This window comes from Amycolatopsis sp. NPDC051758, assembly GCF_044453095.1.
Lineage (GTDB): Bacteria > Actinomycetota > Actinomycetes > Mycobacteriales > Pseudonocardiaceae > Amycolatopsis.
Genome location: NZ_JBITCJ010000004.1, coordinates 505,376 through 520,389 on the forward strand (window position 1 = coordinate 505,376; position 15,014 = coordinate 520,389).

Here is a 15,014-nt window from a genome sequence, read left to right on the forward strand (position 1 = left end):
GTCAGGCCCAGAGCTGCCCGTCGAGCCGCTCGGCCGCCTCGTCCAGCGAACCCGCGTAGGCCCCCGTCGACAGGTACTTCCACCCGGCGTCCGCGACGACGAACGCCACGTCGGCAGGCTTACCGGCAGCAGCAGCCTTCTCGGCGACGGCCAGCGCCGCGTGCAGCACCGCGCCCGTCGAGATGCCCGCGAAGATGCCTTCGTGCTCCAGCAGCTCCCGCGTCCGGCGCAGCGCGTCGTACGCGCCGACCGAGTACCGGCCGTTGAGCACGCTGGGGTCGTACAGCTCCGGCACGAACCCCTCGTCGAGGTTGCGCAGGCCGTACACCAGCTCGCCGTAGCGCGGCTCGGCCGCGATGATCTGGACGTCCGGCTTCGCCTCGTGCAGGTACCGCCCGCAGCCGACGAGCGTGCCGGTCGTGCCGAGGCCGCCGACGAAGTGCGTCAGCGTCGGCAGGTCCTTGAGCAGCTCCGGCCCGGTGCCGCGGTAGTGCGCGTCGGCGTTGGCCGGGTTGCCGTACTGGTAGAGCATCACCCATTCCGGGTTCGCCTCCGCCAGCTCCTTCGCCCGCCGGACGGCCTCGTTCGAGCCGCCCGCGGCCGGCGAGAACACGATCCGCGCGCCGTAGGCCTGCAGCAGCTGCTTGCGCTCGGTCGAAGTGTTCTCCGGCATGACGCAGACCAGCCCGTACCCCTTGAGCTTGGCGGCCATGGCCAGCGAGATGCCGGTGTTGCCCGACGTCGGCTCCAGGATCGTGGAGCCGCGCCGCAGCTTGCCTTCACGCTCGGCGGCTTCGATCATGGCCAGCGCGGGGCGGTCCTTGATCGAGCCGGTCGGGTTGCGGTCCTCCAGCTTCGCCCACAGGCGCACGTCGTGCGTCGGCGAGAGCCGGGGCAGCCCGACCAGCGGGGTGCCGCCGAGCGCGTCGAGCAGGGACTCGAAGCGAGCCATCGATCAGCCACCGGCCACGGCGGGGAGGATGGTCAGCGTGTCGCCGTCCTTGACCTCGGCCTCGAGCCCGCCGGCGAAGCGCACGTCCTCGTCGTTGACGTAGACGTTGATGAAGCGGTGCAGCTTCTCTTCCTTCACCAGGCGGCCCTTGATGCCGGCGTGGCGGGACTCGACGTCGTCGATGACCTCGAGGACGGTCGCGCCCTTCGCCTCGACGGACTTCTCGCCGCCGGTGTGGGTGCGCAGGATCGTCGGGATGGAGACGGTCACGGCCATGGGTTCTTACCTCCGGTGGGTTCTTACACGCAGACGCCGGTGGCGCGCGGTTTGTTCCAAGGGCTCAGCCGACGATCTCGACCGGTTCCTCGGTGATCTCGGCGTCCACGATCCGGTACGACCGGAACTCGTGCACTTCGGGGTCCCGGGTGGAGACGAGCACGTAGTGCGCGTCGGGCTCGGCCGCGATGTTCGCATCGGTCCGCGACGGGTAGGCCTCGGTCGCGGTGTGCGAGTGGTAGATCACCACCGGCACCTCGTCGTTCGCGGCCATCTCGCGATAGAGCTTCAGCAGGTCACCGGAGTCGAACTCGTAGAACGTGGGTGACCGCGCGGCGTTCAGCATGGGGATGAACCGTTCGGGCGAATCGGAGCCCTCCGGCCCGGCGATGACCCCGCACGCTTCGTCGGGGTGGTCACGGCGGGCGTGGGCGACGATCTCGTCGACGAGTTCACGGCGAATCCGGAGCACACCGCCATCTTAGGTGGTGGACACAGCTCATCCATATCGTGAGATGCTGTGCTCAGGAGCACACTGGAAGCATGCCGATGCCGTCGATCGCCCGTGAGCGCTGCCGGAAGTTCCTCCGGGACGGCGAGACGATCCAGTACCTCATCCCGGGAATCTCACTCTACGTCAACGGCGTCCGCACCCGCGCGGCCTTCTTCGTGGTGGTCACCGACCGCAGCATCACCGTGCTCTACGGCGGCCGCTTCCGGCGCTACACGCCGAAAGCCGTCTACGACCGGCTGCCCCGGCGCACCGAGATCGGCCCGGTGGAGGTCCACCCGTCGCTGGGCCCGGTGCTCACGGTCGCCGAACTGCACCTGGAGATCGACGAGGAGTACGTGAGCGCCGTCCGGGCGGCCAACCTCGAGGGGGCCCACGACCTGCCGCCCGACCCGCTGCCGGACCTCTGACTCAGCCGAACGCCTCCGGCCAGACGTCCCGGTAGGCCGGCACCCCGCCGGCGGTGGTCGCCGCCAGCAGGCCGTGCACCATCGCCCGCGCGAACACCCGCGCCGCCGCCGAGCACAGCGCGTCCAGCGCCACCGGCCGCGCGGCCGCGCCGAACGGGCCGCTCGCCTCCGGCAGCTCACGCGCGCCGGTGGCCAGCGCGAACACCGTGTCACCGTCGAACATCGTGTGGGCCGGGCGGACCGCGCGGGCCAGCCCGTCCTGCGCCGCGACCGCGATCCGCCGTGCTTCGGCCTTCGACAGCGCCGCGTCGACCGCGACCACGCCGATCGTCGTGTTCAGGTCGGTGCGGCGGGAGGGCAGGTCGGCGGGCCGCGAAGGCCAGGTCACGCCGAAGTCGCCGTGATCGGCCGCGTACGCGCGCCCGGTCGAGAGGTCCACGGCCTCACCGGCCGCGTTCACCGCCGCCAAAGCTCCCACGGTGAACTCGCCGACCACCTCGCTCGCGGAGCCGATGCCGCCCTTCAGGGACCCGACCGCGGCACCCGCACCGGCGCCGACCGTGCCCTGCGCGAACGAGTCCGAAGCCGCCGAGCAGGCCGCATAACCGAAGGACGCGTCAGGCCGGTTGCCCCACTCGCTGCGCGGGAGGTCGAACAGCACCGCCGCGGGCACGATCGGCACCACCTCGTGCGGCTGCGCCCCGACCGGGAACCCCAGGTTCCGCTCGGCCAGCCACCGCATGACGCCGTCGGCCGCGGCCAGGCCGTAAGCGCTTCCGCCGGACAGGCAGATCGCGTTGACCCGCTGCACCAGGTTCTCCGGCTCGAGCAGGTTCGTCTCGCGGGTGCCGGGCGCGCCGCCGCGCTGGTCGACGGCGCCGACCGCGCCTTCGGGCACCAGGACCACCGTCGTCCCGGTCGCCCAGCCGTCGCCGACCCGCTCGTGGTGCCCGACCAGGACACCCGGCACGTCGGTGATCATCCCGTGAGCGCCTGGATCAGCGTCTCCTGCACCCAGGTCAGCCAGTGGTACACGCCCAGGTGCGGCGCTCGCGGGTCGTCCTCGGGCAGCTCGTCGGGCATGTCGTCGGTGACGTCGAGCGCGGTGCCGAGGGCCAGCCGGACGTCGTTGAGCGCGCCCAGCCAGGCGTCGGCCTGCTCCTCGGTCAGCCGGACGTGGCCGCCGTCGCGGGGCAGCGTGTCGAGCACGATCTTGGCCACGCCGACCTTGATGTCGAGCAGCTCCGGCTCGTGCAGCGAACGCATCGCCGACGCCGAGTCGAGGTCCTCGCGGGTCGGGTTGTCCGGGTCGAGCCGGTGGAAGTCCGGGAGCAGCCGCGACAGCACCGGGTCGTCCGGGGACTCGGTGGGCCCGGTCCGGATGCCGGTCAGCTCGGCGAGCTCGTCCTGCGGCGCCTCCTCGGCGCGCGCGGTGAGCATGTCCTCGAGCTGGCTGACCAGGCCGCGGAGCACGGCGGCTTCCTGCTGCTCGAACCCCGCGTGGATCACCGCGCCCTTGCGCCGCCAGCCGTTCACGAGGTCTGTTCCATGGTGGCCCAGAGGCCCGCCGCGTGGAGCTTCGCCACGTCCGTCTCCACCTTCTCCTTGGTGCCGGACGAGACGATCGCCTTGCCCTTGTGGTGCACGTCGAGCATGAGCTTGGTGGCGTGGTCGCGGCCGTACCCGAACAGCTTCTGGAAGACGTACGTCACGTACGACATCAGGTTGACCGGGTCGTTCCACACCACGGTCCGCCAGGGTGTGTCCGACTCGGCGACCTCGGCACCGGCCGGCTCGACCTGCGTCTGCTCGGCTGCGACAGGCATGGACATGCACCCCATGGTGTCACGGGGCCGACAGGGTACGCCGCGCCAGGTCCGGCCATGTGGGTGAATAGGCTGACCGCATGGGTTCACCGGAGCCGGCCACGGCCAGCACTGCGCTGCTCACCGACCACTACGAGCTGACCATGCTGGGCAGCGCGCTGGCCGACGGGACAGCGGAGCGTCCTTGTGTGTTCGAGGTGTTCGCCCGGCGATTGCCGGACGGGCGCCGCTACGGCGTCGTCGCCGGCACCGCCCGCGTGCTCGACGCGATCGCGGACTTCCGCTTCACCGACGCCGAACTGGCGCAGCTGGAAGCCACCGCGGTCGTCGACGACGCAACGCTGGCCTGGCTCGCCGACTACGAGTTCTCGGGTGACGTCGTCGGTTACCCCGAGGGCGAGCTGTACTTCCCGGGCTCGCCGATCCTCACCGTCAGCGGCTCGTTCGCCGAGTGCGTGCTGCTCGAGACGCTGGTGCTGTCGATCCTCAACCACGACAGCGCCATCGCGTCGGCGGCGGCCCGGATGTCCGGCGCCGCGCACGGCCGGCCGATCATCGAGATGGGCGGGCGCCGCACGCACGAGTACGCCGCGGTCGCCGCGGCGCGCGCCGCCTACCTGGCCGGCTTCGCGACGACGTCCAACCTCGAAGCCGGGCGCCGTTACGGCATCCCGACCCGCGGCACCGTCGCGCACGCCTTCATGCTCCTGCACGACAGCGAGGAGGAGGCGTTCCGCGCGCAGGTCCAGAAGATGGGCGCGGACACGACGCTGCTGGTCGACACCTACGACATCACCGCCGGGATCGAGACCGCGGTCCGCGTCGCCGGGCCGGAGCTGGGCGCGATCCGGATCGACTCCGGCGACGTCGGCCCGCTCGCCCGCCGCGCCCGCGAGCAGCTGGACTCCCTCGGCGCGAAGGACACCCGGATCGTCGTCTCCGGCGACCTCGACGAGCACGCCATCGCGGCGCTGCGCGCGGAGCCGGTGGACGCGTACGGCGTCGGCACCTCGGTGGTCACCGGGTCCGGCGCGCCGACCGCCGGGATGGTCTACAAGCTGGTCGAGGTGGACGGCAAGCCGGTCGCCAAGCGGAGCGCGCACAAGGAGTCCCGCGGCGGCCGCAAGTCCGCGCTGCGGCGCCACCGCGGCACCGGGACGGCGGTCGAGGAGGTCGTCTGGACGACCTCGGGCACCACGCCCGCGCCGGAGACGAACGACCGGCCGCTGCAGATCCCCCTGATCCGCGCTGGCCGCGCGGAGGCCGACCTGCCTACGCTCGACGATGCCAGGCAGCGGCTGCGCCGCGGCCTGGTCAGCCTGCCGTGGGAGGGCCTCAAGCTCTCGCACGGCGAGCCCGCCATCCCGACGCAGTTTTTCTGATCGACACTGGCTCTGAACGGAGTTCGCCCATGGGGACCGCGCTGATCGTGGTGGACGTGCAGAACGACTTCTGCGAAGGGGGTTCGCTCGGCCTGCCGGGCGGGGCCGCCGCGGCCGCCGCCATCTCCAAGCAGGCCGTCGAAGGCGGGTACAGCCACGTCGTGGCCACCCGCGACAACCACGTCGACCCGGGTGACCACTTCAGCGAGACGCCCGACTTCAAGGACAGCTGGCCGGTGCACTGCGTTGCCGGCACACCGGGCGCGTCGTTCCACCCCGCGCTCGACGTCGTCCCGATCGTCGAGGTGTTCTCGAAGGGCGAGTACAGCGCCGCGTACTCCGGCTTCGAGGGCGCGGCCCGCGACGGGAAGTCGCTGGAAGCGTGGCTGCGCGAGCACGACGTGACCGACGTCGACGTCGTCGGCATCGCGGCGGACTTCTGCGTCCGTGCGACGGCGCTCGACGCGGCGAAGGCCGGCTTCGGCGTGCGGGTGCTGCTGGACCTGACCGTCGGTGGGTCGCAGCCGACCGTGGACGCGACGGTGCAGGACTTCGACGAGGCGGGTGTCAACCACACCGGCACCGCTTTCGTCGGACCGGCCGCGTGAAGGACCTGCGAGCCGCGCTGGCCGAACACCGGCTCGTCGCGATCCTGCGCGCCTCGGACGCGTCACGCTTCGCCGACGCCGCGATGGTGCTGCACGCGGCGGGCGTCCGGCTGCTCGAAGCCACGCTGACCACGCCGGGCGCGCCCGCGGCGATCACCGCGCTGCGCCTGGCGCTCGGCGACGACGCGCTGATCGGCGCCGGCAGCGTCCGCGAACCGTCCGATGTGGACATCGCGGTCGACGCCGGCGCCGCGTACCTGATCACGCCGACGGTCAACCCGGCGGTCCTCGAGCGCGCGGCGGCGCTGGACACCCCGGTGGTCTGCGGCGCGCTGACGCCGACGGAGATCGACCAGGCCTGGCGCCTCGGCGCGGCCGCGGTGAAGGTGTTCCCGGTCGCCGCGGTGGGCGGGATCGCGTACCTGCGCGCGGTGCGGGCGCCGCTGCCGGACGTCCCGCTGGTGCCGACCGGCGGCGTCCACCTGGCCGACGTCGAGGGTTACCTGCGCTCGGGCGCGATCGCGGTCGCGGCGGCGACCCCGTTGCTGGGCGACGCGCTGACCTCCGGCGGCAGCCTGCCGGACCTGGCCGCGCGGGCGGGCGAGTTCGTCGCCGCCGCGAGCCGCTTCACCACCGTCTAGCCACCCCGGCCCGAGCGCCCCAATGTGGCGTTGGGGCGCTACTTCTTCCCGAAGGGGTCGCAGGCGGCCGTGCCCAGGTAGATGTCCCCGCTTGCCGGGCCGCCCTGCGGGAACAGCTTGATGTGCACCGCGTGCGTCACCAGGCTGCCGTCCGGCGGCTGGGGCGTCACGGTCTCGTTGAGGATCACCGTCGCCAGCGCGGTGCCGGCCGGACCGCCGGGGATGACGATCCGGTGGTTCGGCGGGATCTGCGCCGGCACGGTGATCCCGGTGACCGCGCCGATCGAAACCTCGCCGCCGCTGCCGGTCGCGTTCGTGGCGCACTTCGCCGAGTAGGTGCGCACGGTGAGCACCGGCCCGCCGTAGCGCTTGAGCACGGTGGCTTCGAACCGGTGCCCGGACGCCTGCGCGACCACCACGTCACCCGAGCGCCCGCAACCGCTCTCCCCGAGTCCGAACGCAGCGACGTCGCCCGTCACGCCGCCCTGTGTCCGCGCGCTCAACGGGCCGTCCGCGGTGCATTTGGCCAGCTCACCGGTCACGACGTGCTCGTTGTCGATCATCACGTCCAGCGAGCCCGAAGACGCCCAGCCGGCGGACGTCCCCGGGGCCGCGGCGGCCAGGAGCGGCACGCTCAGCGCCGTCACCGCCAGCAACCGGAATGTCCTCTTCCTGGCGTTTCGCATGCACCGGCCTCCTCGGTTTCGTGACAGTTCGTAGTTACCCTTTCCGGCATCGGCGGGCTCGGCGGGCCACCTGATCGGGGCCACCCGGCCGGGTGGCGGTGAGGAACGCAACTTTCGAGCATTTTCCCCGGGTAACGAGCGTTAACCTCGATCGTCGCCGTGTCCCACCCAGGGAGGTTTTGTGTCTTCGCTGTCCTTCGCCGGCAAGCGGCCCGTGCTGGCCGACCTCGTGCCCGGCACGCTCGTCCGCGACATCGCGCTGGTCGCCGGTGGCGCCGTGCTCACCGGCGCCGCCGCGCAGCTGACGATCCCGGTGCCCGGCAGCCCGGTGCCGATGACCGGCCAGACGTTCGCCGCGCTGCTCGTGGGCGCGTCGCTCGGCATGTCGCGCGGCGCCGCGTCGATGCTGGTGTACCTGCTCGTCGGCGCGGTCGGCGTGCCGTGGTTCCAGCACGGCACCGCGGGCCTGTCCGGCGCGAGCGCCGGGTACATCGTCGGGTTCGTCTTCGCCGGCGCGCTGGTCGGCGCGCTCGCCGGGCGCGGCGGCGACCGGACGCCGGTGCGCACCGCGGGCACGATGGTGCTCGGCAACGTCGTGATCTACGCGTTCGGCGTGCCGTGGCTGATGGCGTCGACCGGGTTCGACCTGTCGACCGCGTTCGCCAAGGGCGTCACACCGTTCCTGATCGGGGACGCGCTGAAGATCGTCGTGGCCGCCGGCCTGCTGCCGCTCACGTGGAAGCTGGTTTCGCGCCGCACCGAGGACTGACGGTTCCGCTGAAGGGGACCTCACGCTCGTGAGGTCCCCTTCGGCGTTCCCGGGACAGGGCACGAGTGGCCCGTTCGCGACGGATCACCGATCCTGTCGGCGGTGGCGGCTAATGTGTCGCTGTGCCCGCCCGAACTGACTTCCCCGGCGTCCTCGAACTCCTCACCCACGCGGTGGAGTCCGTAGGCGGTGCCGAACGCCCAGGGCAGGTCGAGATGGCCGATGCCGTCGGCCGGGCCATCCGCACCGGCGAGCACCTGGCCGTGCAGGCCGGCACCGGCACCGGCAAGTCCTTGGCCTACCTCGTGCCCGCGATCCGCCACGCCGTCGAAAAGGAGGCCACGGTCGTGGTCTCGACGGCCACGATCGCGCTGCAGCGCCAGCTCGTCGACCGTGACCTGCCCCGGCTCGCGAAGGCGCTGAAGAAGCCGCTCGGCCGTGAGCCGACCTTCGCGATCCTCAAGGGCCGCCGCAACTACATGTGCCTGCACCGGCTGGATTCCGGCGCGCCGGACGAGCCGGAGGACGCCCAGCTCTTCGACCCGTTCGCGGTGTCACGCCTCGGCAAGGAGGTCACGCGGCTGCGGGAGTGGGCGTCGGACACCGAAACCGGCGACCGCGACGAGCTCGTTCCCGGCGTCACGGACCAGGCGTGGCGCCAGGTGTCCGTGACGGCGAAGGAGTGTCTCGGCGCGTCACGCTGCCCGATCGGCACGGACTGCTTCGCCGAGAAGGCCCGCGCCGAGGCCGGCCGGGCCGACGTCATCATCACCAACCACGCGCTGCTGGCGATCGACGCGCTGCAGGGCTACCAGGTGCTGCCGGACCACGACGTGGTGATCATCGACGAGGCGCACGACCTCGTCGACCGGGTCACCTCGGTCGCCACCGGTGAGCTGACCAGCGCGATGTGCGCGTCGGCCGCCCGCCGCTGCGGCAAGCTGATCGACGCCGACGTGGCGGACGGCCTGCTGGAGGCCGGTGACGGGCTGGCCCTGATCGTCGACGACCTGCCCGCGGGCCGGCTGGACGAGCTGCCCCGGCCGTTGCGGGGCGCCATCCCGGCGATCCGCGACGCCGCGCACCGCTGCATCACGTCGCTGGGCTCCGACCGCAAGGAGGACGTCGAAGGGGCCACCGCGCGCAAGCTGGCGCGGACGCTGCTCGACGAGGTGCACGACACCGCGGTCCGCCTGCTGGAGGCGTTCGACGACGACCAGGCGCACCAGCGTGACGTCGTCTGGCTCTCCGGCGACAAGTACGCGGCCAACCCGCGGCCGCCGGCGCTGAAGGTGGCGCCGCTCGGTGTCGCCGGGCTGCTGCGGGAGCGCGTGTTCAACCAGCACACGACGATCCTGACGTCGGCGACGCTGACCCTGGGCGGCACGTTCGACACCATGGCGCGCCAGTGGGGGCTCCCGCCGGCCGCGGCCCGGGTCGAAAAGGCGCCGGGGGCCGCGACGGACAAGGAAGTGCCGTCCGACACCGACTCCGGCCCGAAGTGGACCGGCCTGGACGTCGGCTCGCCGTTCGACCACCGGCGCAACGGCATCCTGTACCTGGCCAAGCACCTGCCGCCGCCGGGCCGCGACGGTCTCGTCAAGTCCACAATGGACGAGCTGGCCGAGCTGATCGAGGCCGCGGGCGGGCGCACGCTCGGGCTGTTCTCTTCGATGCGGGCGGCCAAGCAGGCGGCCGAGGAGATGCGCGAGCGGCTCGACTTCCCGATCCTCTGCCAGGGTGAAGACGCGACGTCGCTGCTGGTCCAGAAGTTCTCCGAGGACGTCCGCACCTGCCTGTTCGGCACGCTGAGCCTGTGGCAGGGCGTCGACGTCCCCGGGCCGTCGCTGCAGCTCGTGGTGGTCGACCGGATCCCGTTCCCGCGCCCGGACGACCCGGTGTCTTCGGCGCGGCAGCGCGCGGTGGAAGCCCGCGGCGGCAACGGGTTCCTCACCGTGGCGGCCACGCACGCGGCGCTGCTGCTGGCGCAGGGCACCGGCCGGCTGCACCGCTCGGTCACCGACCGCGGTGTGGTGGCGGTGCTGGATTCCCGCCTCGCGAACGCCCGCTACGGCGGATTCCTCCGTGCGTCGCTGCCGCCGTTCTGGCCGACGATGGACCCGAAGGTCGCACGCGACGCGTTGCGCAGGCTGGACGCAGCCGCGCCCGCGTGACGCGGTCCACAACACCGCCCGGTACGGTGAAGCAACCCAAGCAACAATAGGGAGCACCGGTTGACCCAGGATTCGTCCAGCGCACAGTCCCGGACCGTCAGTGTCGACGACACCGGCGTGCGGCGGCGGCTCGCGGACGGCAGCGAAGAAGCTGTCACGTGGGCCGGCCTGTCGTCGGTGATGGTCCGGGTGATCCCCGACGGCCCGTGGAACGAAGACGTGTTCTTCATGCTGGTGGGGACCGACGGCAAGGGCACCGCGGTGCCCAGCGGCGACCCGGCGGCCGACGCGCTCATCGAGCGCCTGCAGTCGTTGCCGGGCTTCGACAACGAGAAGTTCATCGAAGCCATGACGACGGACGCCGACCAGGCCTACGTGGTCTGGGAATCCAGCGAGAACTGAGGGGCCGGCCCCGGTCGTCAGACCGGGAACTCCTCCGTCACCGGGATCCCCTTCTTGAGCGTCCGGCTCACCGTGCACAGCCGCTCGATCGCGCGATCCACCGCACCGGCCAGCGCTTCCCGCTGATCCGCCGCCAGTGTCGACACGTCGACATCAAACGCGACGTGCACCGCGTCCAGCTCCGAGGCACCCTCACGCCGGTCGGCGTTGACGGTCACGCGGAACTTCGCGTCTTCGCCCACTCGCCGCGTGATCAGCTCCTCGGCGGTCACCGCGCTGCAGCCGGCGGCCGCGATCTGCAGCAGTTCGGCAGGCGAGAACGCCCCTTCCGCGCCTGTCCGGCCCAGCCGTACCTCGGCGCCCCGCTCGTTGCGGCCGACGAAGGAGTGCCGGCCGTCGCGCTGTACTTCGAGTCCCATGCCCGCTCCAACCGGGTCAGGAAGCCGCTTGTTCCGGCTCCCACTGGGCAAGAACGGTGAGGGTGCCCGGATCGACCTCGGTGAACCCGGCGTCCCGCACGGCGACAACACGGTCACGCCGCCACGCGCCCTCGGGGTCGTCACCCGGGTGCAGCTCCTTCCACCGCGCCTCGCTCGCCGTGCGCACAGCCGTCCGGTAGCCCCGCTCGGCCCAGGCGGCCCGCTCGGCGTCGCCCAGCAGCGCGGCGAGGATCATCGTGGCGTGCCCGACCTGCGCCGCGGCCTTGCCGACGGTCATCGGCGCGTGCGGGTTGAGCAGGAGCAGCGGCACCCCGGCCGGGACCGGGCCCGGCTCGTCGGGCGGCAGCTCGCTGCCCGAGATCTGCAGCCGCGCGACGTCTTTCGGCGTCTCGGTGACCAGGCCCGGCAGCAGAGCCCGCGCCTCGGCGCCGTCCACCTCGACAGTGATGCCCGGCAGGTCCTGGACGGCCGCCCAGTGCGCGCCCCGCGCCCGCCTCGCGACCTTGCGGATCCGGTTGTCGAGCCACGCGTGCATCGGCTCGGCCCACTCACCACCGGGCTCGGCGCGCTCGTCGAGGCACACCGCGAGCGCGGCCGCCGCGGCAGCTTCCAGCAGTGCGGTGCGGCCCGGCGGCTCGGCGCGTTCGATGCGCAGGATCACCGGCATCGCCCGGACTTCCTCCGGGAGCTCGTCGGAGGTGTCCGAAGTGTCTTCGGCCGGGAGCCCGAGCCAGTAGGCGTACCGGGCGCCCAGCGGGTCGAGAACGCTGCTCATGGCCGCATCAGCTCGAGCCCGTCGGCGGCGTCGGCCGCCTCGACCTCACCGCGGGTGAGGCCGAGCACGAACAGCACGGCGTCCAGGTACGGGTGCGAAAGCGCGGTGTCGGCCACCTCGCGCAGCGCGGGCTTGGCGTTGAACGCAACACCCATGCCGGCCGCCGAAAGCATGTCGATGTCGTTGGCGCCGTCCCCGACCGCGACGCACTGCTCGAGCGGGATGTCGTACTCGCCGGCGAAGCGGCGAAGCACTTTCGCCTTGCCCGCGCGGTCGACGACTTCGCCGACCACCTTGCCGGTCAGCTTGCCGTCTACGATCTCGAGCTCGTTCGCGGCGGCGAAGTCGAGGCCGAGCTCTTCGACCAGACCGCCGATGACCTGCGTGAACCCGCCGGACACCACACCGGTCTTGAAGCCCATCCGCTTGAGCGTGCGGATCGTCGTGCGGGCCCCCGGCGTCAGCTCGATCGACGCGGCGACCTCGTCGATCGCCGTCGCCGGCAGGCCGGCCAGCAGCGCGACCCGCCGTTCGAGCGACTCCGTGAAGTTCAGCTCGCCGCGCATGGCGGCCTCGGTGATCTCGCGGATCTCCGGCTCGACCCCGGCGTGCGCGCCCAGCATCTCGATGACCTCACCCTGGATCAGGGTCGAGTCGACGTCGAAGACGACCAGCCGCTTCGCGCGCCGGGTGATGCCGGCCCGCTCGACGGCGATGTCGACCCCCGCCTCGACGGCGGCGTCGGCGAGCACGGTCCGCAGCGCGGCATCGGCTTCGGGGGTGTCACGATCGACCGAGACGTACAGCTCGAGGCCGGTCACCGGGTAGTCGGCGACACTGCGGATCGCATCGATGTTCACGCCGAGCGACGCCAGCCGGCGCGCGACCTCGGAGAAGCCCCGCGCGGTGACCGGGCGGCCCAGGATGACCAGCACGTGGGTGGAGTCGCGGCGGCCGAGCGCGAACGGGTCGTCCCCGATCGCCGAGCCGATCTTGACCTCGACCGTCATGCCGACGGACGCCATCGCCTGCTCGACGTACTCCTGCAGGCCCTCCGGGTCGCGGTAGACCCCGGCGAGCACACCGAGCACCAGCTGCCCGCGGATGACGACCTGCTCGACGTCGAGCACGTCGACGTCGTGCCGGGTCAGCACGGCGAACAGCACGGACGAGACACCCGGCTTGTCGGGGCCGGTCGTCGTGATCAGGACGGGGGTCTGGGTCACTGGGAATCCCTCGTTCGGCAACGCTGCACGATCAGTCTGCCGGTCCGGCCCCGGACACAAGTAGAGCGCGTGCCCGGCTTCACAAAAGCCGGGCACGCGCTCACTCGATCAGGGTCCTACTTGTCGCCTTGCTCGCTCGCGTTGTCCGCGGAGTGGTCCCCCGGGATCACCGCTTCGGTGAGCACCTGCGACGGCGCGCCGTGGCTGTTGCCCTTCTGCTTCCCGAAGAAGCCGATCTCACCCTCGCTGTGGAGGCGTTCGATCATGTGCGGGTAGTGCAGCTCGAACGCAGGGCGCTCGGAACGGATCCGGGGCAGCTCGGTGAAGTTGTGCCGCGGCGGCGGGCAGGACGTCGCCCATTCGAGCGAGTTGCCGTAGCCCCACGGGTCGTCCACCGTGACGATCTCGCCGTACCGGTAGCTCTTGAAGACGTTCCAGATGAACGGCAGCGTCGAGGCGCCGAGGATGTACGCGCCGATCGTGGAGATCGTGTTCAGCGTGGTGAAGCCGTCACTGGTCAGGTAGTCCGCGTACCGCCGCGGCATGCCCTCGGCGCCCAGCCAGTGCTGGACGAGGAACGTGCCGTGGAAGCCGATGAACGTGGTCCAGAAGTGCCACTTGCCGAGCTTCTCGTCCATCATCCGGCCGGTGATCTTCGGGAACCAGAAGTAGATGCCGGCGAAGGTGGCGAACACGATCGTGCCGTAGAGCACGTAGTGGAAGTGCGCGACGACGAAGTAGCTGTCCGACACGTGGAAGTCGATCGCCGGCGCGGCCAGCAGGATGCCGGTCAGGCCGCCGAAGAGGAACGTGACGATGAAGCCCATCGAGAAGATCATCGGCGTCTCGAAGGACAGCTGGCCCTTCCACATCGTGCCGATCCAGTTGAAGAACTTGATGCCGGTCGGGACGGCGATCAGGAACGTCATGAAGGAGAAGAAGGGCAGCAGCACGGCGCCGGTGGCGTACATGTGGTGCGCCCACACCGCGACCGAGAGGGCCGCGATCGCCAGCGTCGCCCAGACCAGGCTCTTGTAGCCGAACAGCGGCTTCCGGCTGAACACCGGGAAGATCTCCGACACGATCCCGAAGAACGGTAGCGCGACGATGTAGACCTCTGGATGGCCGAAGAACCAGAACAGGTGCTGCCAGAGGATCACCCCGCCGTTTTCGGGGTCGAACACGTGCGCGCCGAGGTGCCGGTCCGCCAGCAGGCCCATCAGGGCCGCGGTCAGGATCGGGAAGGCGAGCAGGATCAGGATCGACGTCACCAGGATGTTCCAGGTGAAGATCGGCATCCGGTACATCGTCATGCCCGGCGCGCGCAGGCAGACCACGGTGGTGACCATGTTGACCGCGCCGAGGATGGTGCCGAGACCCGAGACCACCAGGCCGGAGATCCACAGGTCCGCGCCGACGCCCGGCGAGTGGATCGCGTCCGACAGCGGGGTGTAGGCGAACCAGCCGAAGTCGGCGGCGCCACCCGGGGTCAGGAAGCCCGACAGCACGATCAGGCCGCCGAAGAGGTACAGCCAGTACGAGAACGCGTTCAGCCGCGGGAATGCGACGTCCGGCGAACCGATCTGCAGCGGGAGCACGAAGTTCGCGAAGCCGAAGAGGATCGGGGTCGCGTACAGCAGCAGCATGATCGTGCCGTGCATGGTGAACAGCTGGTTGTACTGCTCCTGGGACAGGAACTGCTGCCCCGGCCGCGCCAGCTCGGTGCGGATCAGCATGGCCATCGCGCCGCCCGCCATGAAGAAGGCGAACGACGTGACCAGGTACATGATCCCGATCTGCTTGTGGTCCGTCGTGCGGAACAACCGCAGCAGGTACGAACCCTTAACCGACTCGCGCGCGGGGTACGGGCGCGTGGCGATCGGCTTGGGGGCTACGGCCGTCACTCCTGCCTCCAACACTGAAACCTTGTGGTGGT

Annotated in this window: 18 protein-coding genes; 7 read left to right on the top strand and 11 right to left on the bottom strand. The window is 71.3% G+C overall.

Translation table 11 applies throughout. The features are described 5' to 3' along the window. Position 1: 1 nt before the first annotated feature. The 3 genes from ACIA5G_RS21835 to ACIA5G_RS21845 form a co-directional block, all read right to left on the bottom strand. Positions 2 to 952, bottom strand: coding sequence for a PLP-dependent cysteine synthase family protein (locus tag ACIA5G_RS21835; protein ID WP_395925872.1), 951 nt, complete (start codon positions 950 to 952; stop codon positions 2 to 4). A gap of 3 nt (positions 953 to 955) precedes the next feature. Beyond that, entirely contained in the window at positions 956 to 1,228 is a 273-nt protein-coding gene (locus ACIA5G_RS21840; protein WP_086679767.1) for a MoaD/ThiS family protein, read from the bottom strand. A 64-nt stretch (positions 1,229 to 1,292) separates the two neighbouring features. Then, entirely contained in the window at positions 1,293 to 1,700 is a 408-nt protein-coding gene (locus tag ACIA5G_RS21845) for a Mov34/MPN/PAD-1 family protein (protein ID WP_093948156.1), read from the bottom strand. 71 nt (positions 1,701 to 1,771) lie between these two features. Here ACIA5G_RS21845 and ACIA5G_RS21850 point away from each other — a divergent pair, with 71 nt between their 5' ends. After that, positions 1,772 to 2,149, top strand: a complete 378-nt coding sequence (locus tag ACIA5G_RS21850) for a hypothetical protein (RefSeq protein WP_395925875.1) — start codon at positions 1,772 to 1,774, stop codon at positions 2,147 to 2,149. Between the two features lies 1 nt (position 2,150). On the opposite strand, the gene ACIA5G_RS21855 is transcribed toward ACIA5G_RS21850, so the two are convergent. From ACIA5G_RS21855 to clpS, 3 genes are read right to left on the bottom strand one after another with little or no spacing between them, the layout of a single operon-like run. Further along, on the bottom strand, positions 2,151 to 3,131 hold the full coding sequence (locus ACIA5G_RS21855) for a P1 family peptidase (RefSeq protein ID WP_395925877.1): 981 nt from the start codon (positions 3,129 to 3,131) through the stop codon (positions 2,151 to 2,153). After that, on the bottom strand, positions 3,128 to 3,685 hold the full coding sequence (locus tag ACIA5G_RS21860; protein WP_395925879.1) for a DUF2017 domain-containing protein: 558 nt from the start codon (positions 3,683 to 3,685) through the stop codon (positions 3,128 to 3,130). Before ACIA5G_RS21860 ends, ACIA5G_RS21855 begins: the two co-directional genes overlap by 4 nt. Beyond that, on the bottom strand, positions 3,682 to 3,981 hold the full coding sequence (gene clpS, locus ACIA5G_RS21865) for an ATP-dependent Clp protease adapter ClpS (protein ID WP_285476174.1): 300 nt from the start codon (positions 3,979 to 3,981) through the stop codon (positions 3,682 to 3,684). The genes ACIA5G_RS21860 and clpS overlap by 4 nt, the downstream gene beginning before the upstream one ends. 74 nt (positions 3,982 to 4,055) lie before the next feature. Here clpS and ACIA5G_RS21870 point away from each other — a divergent pair, with 74 nt between their 5' ends. Genes ACIA5G_RS21870 through ACIA5G_RS21880 form a run of 3 tightly spaced genes read left to right on the top strand, consistent with a single transcriptional unit; the run spans position 4,056 to position 6,606 of the window. Next, entirely contained in the window at positions 4,056 to 5,357 is a 1,302-nt protein-coding gene (locus ACIA5G_RS21870) for a nicotinate phosphoribosyltransferase (RefSeq protein ID WP_395925881.1), read from the top strand. A gap of 29 nt (positions 5,358 to 5,386) precedes the next feature. Further along, on the top strand, positions 5,387 to 5,965 hold the full coding sequence (locus ACIA5G_RS21875; protein ID WP_395925883.1) for an isochorismatase family protein: 579 nt from the start codon (positions 5,387 to 5,389) through the stop codon (positions 5,963 to 5,965). Continuing rightward, a complete protein-coding gene (locus ACIA5G_RS21880) occupies positions 5,962 to 6,606 on the top strand; it encodes a bifunctional 4-hydroxy-2-oxoglutarate aldolase/2-dehydro-3-deoxy-phosphogluconate aldolase (RefSeq protein WP_395925885.1) in 645 nt (214 codons plus the stop codon). The genes ACIA5G_RS21875 and ACIA5G_RS21880 overlap by 4 nt, the downstream gene beginning before the upstream one ends. A 38-nt stretch (positions 6,607 to 6,644) precedes the next feature. Here the strand turns inward: ACIA5G_RS21880 and ACIA5G_RS21885 are convergent, their stop codons facing one another. Then, positions 6,645 to 7,262, bottom strand: coding sequence for a choice-of-anchor P family protein (locus ACIA5G_RS21885; RefSeq protein WP_395926503.1), 618 nt, complete (start codon positions 7,260 to 7,262; stop codon positions 6,645 to 6,647). Positions 7,263 to 7,473: 211 nt separating this feature from the next. On the opposite strand from ACIA5G_RS21885, the gene ACIA5G_RS21890 reads away from it, so the two are divergent. From ACIA5G_RS21890 to ACIA5G_RS21900, 3 genes are all read left to right on the top strand, one after another. Next, positions 7,474 to 8,061 carry a biotin transporter BioY gene (locus ACIA5G_RS21890; RefSeq protein WP_395925887.1) on the top strand — a complete coding sequence of 196 codons (588 nt, stop codon included), beginning with the start codon at positions 7,474 to 7,476 and terminating at the stop codon, positions 8,059 to 8,061. Positions 8,062 to 8,183: 122 nt separating this feature from the next. Further along, positions 8,184 to 10,235: an ATP-dependent DNA helicase gene (locus ACIA5G_RS21895; protein ID WP_395925889.1), complete on the top strand. Its 2,052-nt coding sequence runs from the start codon at positions 8,184 to 8,186 to the stop codon at positions 10,233 to 10,235. Positions 10,236 to 10,295: 60 nt separating this feature from the next. Next, a complete protein-coding gene (locus ACIA5G_RS21900) occupies positions 10,296 to 10,637 on the top strand; it encodes a hypothetical protein (protein WP_155541322.1) in 342 nt (113 codons plus the stop codon). Positions 10,638 to 10,654: 17 nt separating this feature from the next. Here ACIA5G_RS21900 and ACIA5G_RS21905 read toward each other — a convergent pair whose 3' ends face one another. From ACIA5G_RS21905 to ctaD, 4 genes are all read right to left on the bottom strand, one after another. Then, positions 10,655 to 11,056: an OsmC family protein gene (locus tag ACIA5G_RS21905; protein ID WP_395925891.1), complete on the bottom strand. Its 402-nt coding sequence runs from the start codon at positions 11,054 to 11,056 to the stop codon at positions 10,655 to 10,657. Between the two features lie 16 nt (positions 11,057 to 11,072). After that, positions 11,073 to 11,852 carry a peptidyl-tRNA hydrolase gene (locus ACIA5G_RS21910; protein WP_395925893.1) on the bottom strand — a complete coding sequence of 260 codons (780 nt, stop codon included), beginning with the start codon at positions 11,850 to 11,852 and terminating at the stop codon, positions 11,073 to 11,075. Then, complete coding sequence (serB, locus tag ACIA5G_RS21915; RefSeq protein WP_395925895.1) at positions 11,849 to 13,078, bottom strand: phosphoserine phosphatase SerB; 1,230 nt, start codon at positions 13,076 to 13,078, stop codon at positions 11,849 to 11,851. Before serB ends, ACIA5G_RS21910 begins: the two co-directional genes overlap by 4 nt. Before the next feature lie 116 nt (positions 13,079 to 13,194). Next, positions 13,195 to 14,982 carry a cytochrome c oxidase subunit I gene (gene ctaD, locus ACIA5G_RS21920; protein ID WP_395925897.1) on the bottom strand — a complete coding sequence of 596 codons (1,788 nt, stop codon included), beginning with the start codon at positions 14,980 to 14,982 and terminating at the stop codon, positions 13,195 to 13,197. Positions 14,983 to 15,014: the final 32 nt, after the last annotated feature.

Coding starts and splice junctions, on each gene's coding strand:
- ACIA5G_RS21835 (WP_395925872.1), bottom strand. CDS start 952: ATGGCTCGCTTCGAGTCCCTGCTCGACGCGCTCGGCGGCACCCCGCTG.
- ACIA5G_RS21840 (WP_086679767.1), bottom strand. CDS start 1,228: ATGGCCGTGACCGTCTCCATCCCGACGATCCTGCGCACCCACACCGGC.
- ACIA5G_RS21850 (WP_395925875.1), top strand. CDS start 1,772: ATGCCGATGCCGTCGATCGCCCGTGAGCGCTGCCGGAAGTTCCTCCGG.
- ACIA5G_RS21855 (WP_395925877.1), bottom strand. CDS start 3,131: ATGATCACCGACGTGCCGGGTGTCCTGGTCGGGCACCACGAGCGGGTC.
- clpS (WP_285476174.1), bottom strand. CDS start 3,981: ATGTCCATGCCTGTCGCAGCCGAGCAGACGCAGGTCGAGCCGGCCGGT.
- ACIA5G_RS21870 (WP_395925881.1), top strand. CDS start 4,056: ATGGGTTCACCGGAGCCGGCCACGGCCAGCACTGCGCTGCTCACCGAC.
- ACIA5G_RS21875 (WP_395925883.1), top strand. CDS start 5,387: ATGGGGACCGCGCTGATCGTGGTGGACGTGCAGAACGACTTCTGCGAA.
- ACIA5G_RS21905 (WP_395925891.1), bottom strand. CDS start 11,056: ATGGGACTCGAAGTACAGCGCGACGGCCGGCACTCCTTCGTCGGCCGC.
- ACIA5G_RS21910 (WP_395925893.1), bottom strand. CDS start 11,852: ATGAGCAGCGTTCTCGACCCGCTGGGCGCCCGGTACGCCTACTGGCTC.